This window comes from Fusibacter tunisiensis (assembly GCF_016908355.1).
GTDB classification, from domain to species: Bacteria; Bacillota; Clostridia; order Peptostreptococcales; family Acidaminobacteraceae; genus Fusibacter_D; species Fusibacter_D tunisiensis.
In genome coordinates, this window is sequence record NZ_JAFBDT010000057.1 from 1 (window position 1) to 2330 (window position 2330).

At 28.2% G+C, this 2330-nt stretch carries 2 protein-coding genes; both read right to left on the minus strand.

Features of this window, described 5'->3' with window-relative positions; genetic code table 11:
• Positions 1 to 304 precede the first annotated feature (304 nt).
• The gene (locus JOC49_RS12990) at positions 305 to 871 is read right to left on the minus strand and encodes a hypothetical protein (RefSeq protein WP_204665467.1); all 567 of its coding nucleotides are present in this window, start codon (positions 869 to 871) and stop codon (positions 305 to 307) included.
• Positions 872 to 887: 16 nt separating this feature from the next.
• Complete coding sequence (locus tag JOC49_RS12995) at positions 888 to 1796, minus strand: Kiwa anti-phage protein KwaB-like domain-containing protein (RefSeq protein ID WP_204665468.1); 909 nt, start codon at positions 1794 to 1796, stop codon at positions 888 to 890.
• Positions 1797 to 2330 lie beyond the last annotated feature (534 nt).

Below are 2330 nucleotides of genomic sequence, written 5' to 3' on the forward strand. Positions count from 1 at the left end.
GATTAACAGAAAAATCTGATCCTCTAGAAAAACTTCAAGGGGTGGGTCAATTTTAAATGAAAAAGTGGGTCAATTTTACTTGACAATCAACACCAGTCTTCAGAGTCTGCTTTTTTGCGCATAAAAAAATCACCTCCGTTTTTGAGATGATTTTATCACTGGTAGATCAACTTGAATATGTGCACTGGAATTTACGCTTACAAATAAAAAAAAGCGGCCCAGATTTTTAGTCTGAACCGCTAAGATTTATAATTATTGGCTTGTTTTAAAATAATATCTATTTCTTATGTTTTTTTCAATATTTTCAGTAATCAATATTATCTTTCTTATGTGCCACAAATATATCATTACTCAGATAATATCCATAAAGACTTTCCTTGTTTTTAAGTGCTTCTCTAGAAAGATTGGTAATAACCATATCTTTATTAGCATCACGATACACTATATGTCCAAATATTGCCCATAGTGGGTTCAAATATATTAAATTCAATCTTAGATAGATATATCCAATCAAAATAAATAATAAAATATTTACTATATAAACTTCTGTCGAACTATCTTCATTTGCAATTAATGGAATAACATATGTCATTATATAACTTAATACTGTATCGTCCGGTCTTTCAAGATCAACTATATCTTTCTTTCTTCTACCACTCCCAGATTTTAGTAAAATTAAAGTACTAATTGAAATTAAAATTAGCAAAGCTAAGAAAGCAGCAAAAATAATCCATGGGATGCTTCTCTCATATATCTCCTTCTTTATTTTTTTTGAATACAAAATAAATAACATTATATAAAGAGGAAAATATGAAGAAATAAACATCATTACCTTAATAATTATATTCATAATCTTATCTTTATTCCTCATGATTTATCCTCCTATCTTATTTATCGTCTATCCCGATCTGTTCGTTTATAAGACTTCTATAATAGGAATCACGTAAAATTCTCAGAATATCCATTATTTGATTCTTCTCTTCATATATGATTGAAAACTTAGGATTTTCACTATAATTTATATCTAAATTAAACATATCAATAGTCTTTACAATATTCTCTTGATTTTTATATGTTTTAGCCACATTTATATTCTCATTGGTCATTTTTGTAAGAGTCTTGCGGTACCTCCCATCATTAAGACAATCTTCATAAAAGCTTTCAAAGTTTGTTATTCCATCACATAAACCTTCTTGATTCAAAAAATCCGATGCTGTGTCTCTAAATTGTTCGTCTAAATTAAAAATACGTTCTAACGAATAGTGTGACAAAATAAGTATTTTATCAGCAATTACAAGTAAATCAACCTCGCCATCTATTCCTATTAACTTACTTTCAATTTTATTCAGTGTATTCCCATTAAATCTTGCAATAATACCTTTTGAATGAAGTTTTTTAAATTTAGTAACCCTTCTAAATAATTTTATTTCTGGAAAAGTTTCATCTTTTTTTGTAATTTTAAAAGTATAGAAATTGTAATTATCTGGGTCTATTTCGGTTTCAACATTATCAGATTTTTCGAAACTCTCGATCACCTTTTCATAATCATTCAAATATGAAATCTTACAAGTTTCAATTGTTCCATCTTTGTATCCTGTCGGATCATACTCAATTACTTCATAATCCTTAAATTTCCCCAAATAAGCTATAATAAGATTTAACAAGTCATCAAATATTTGAGCATCAATGTTTGGAGAAAAAGTAACATAGTTTCCATTCCTTAATTTCCGAGTAAAAAACAAGTCGAAATTAACATCATCATCTTGTAAGTTATTTATTATATCCTTTATTTCCATAGGATCTCCCTTCTATAAAGTCAATATTTTCAACTACTCATAAATAATGAAAATTAGCTTTTCATTTCATGTTTTTGGGAAAAATTCATTAAAAGATTTCTCGTGTATTCGTTTGATTTATCATTTTCTTGAATATAAATTCCCTTATATATGACTAACAATGATTTTGATATAATCATAATTTGTAAACAACTTAAACCCTTTCCACATCATGCACTGTTTACAACAATTATACCTAATTACTCTAAACAATGCATGAGTTTTTTAATAAAAGTTCCTGAAACCCTTGATGTTAAAATGTTTATGCACCCTGTCACTATTATGACACGAGCCCCCCCTATGTGTTAAACTAGTTGTCAGAAGGCCAAACAACGCATATAGTAGTGTAAGCAACTAAATATCAGGAGGCCCCAATGGCAAAATATAGCGAAGAATTTAATGTCAACTTCCAGAAAAAATGTTACTAAAACTCCTGATTTCGATTCTTTTCAGGAGTTTTTTACGTTTTTTACCTAAACTTTTTCCTGATCTGAT

Bases quoted from the DNA above. Each gene is read 5' to 3' on its own strand.
- JOC49_RS12990 (WP_204665467.1), bottom strand. From the start codon at position 871: ATGAGGAATAAAGATAAGATTATGAATATAATTATTAAGGTAATGATG.
- JOC49_RS12995 (WP_204665468.1), bottom strand. From the start codon at position 1,796: ATGGAAATAAAGGATATAATAAATAACTTACAAGATGATGATGTTAAT.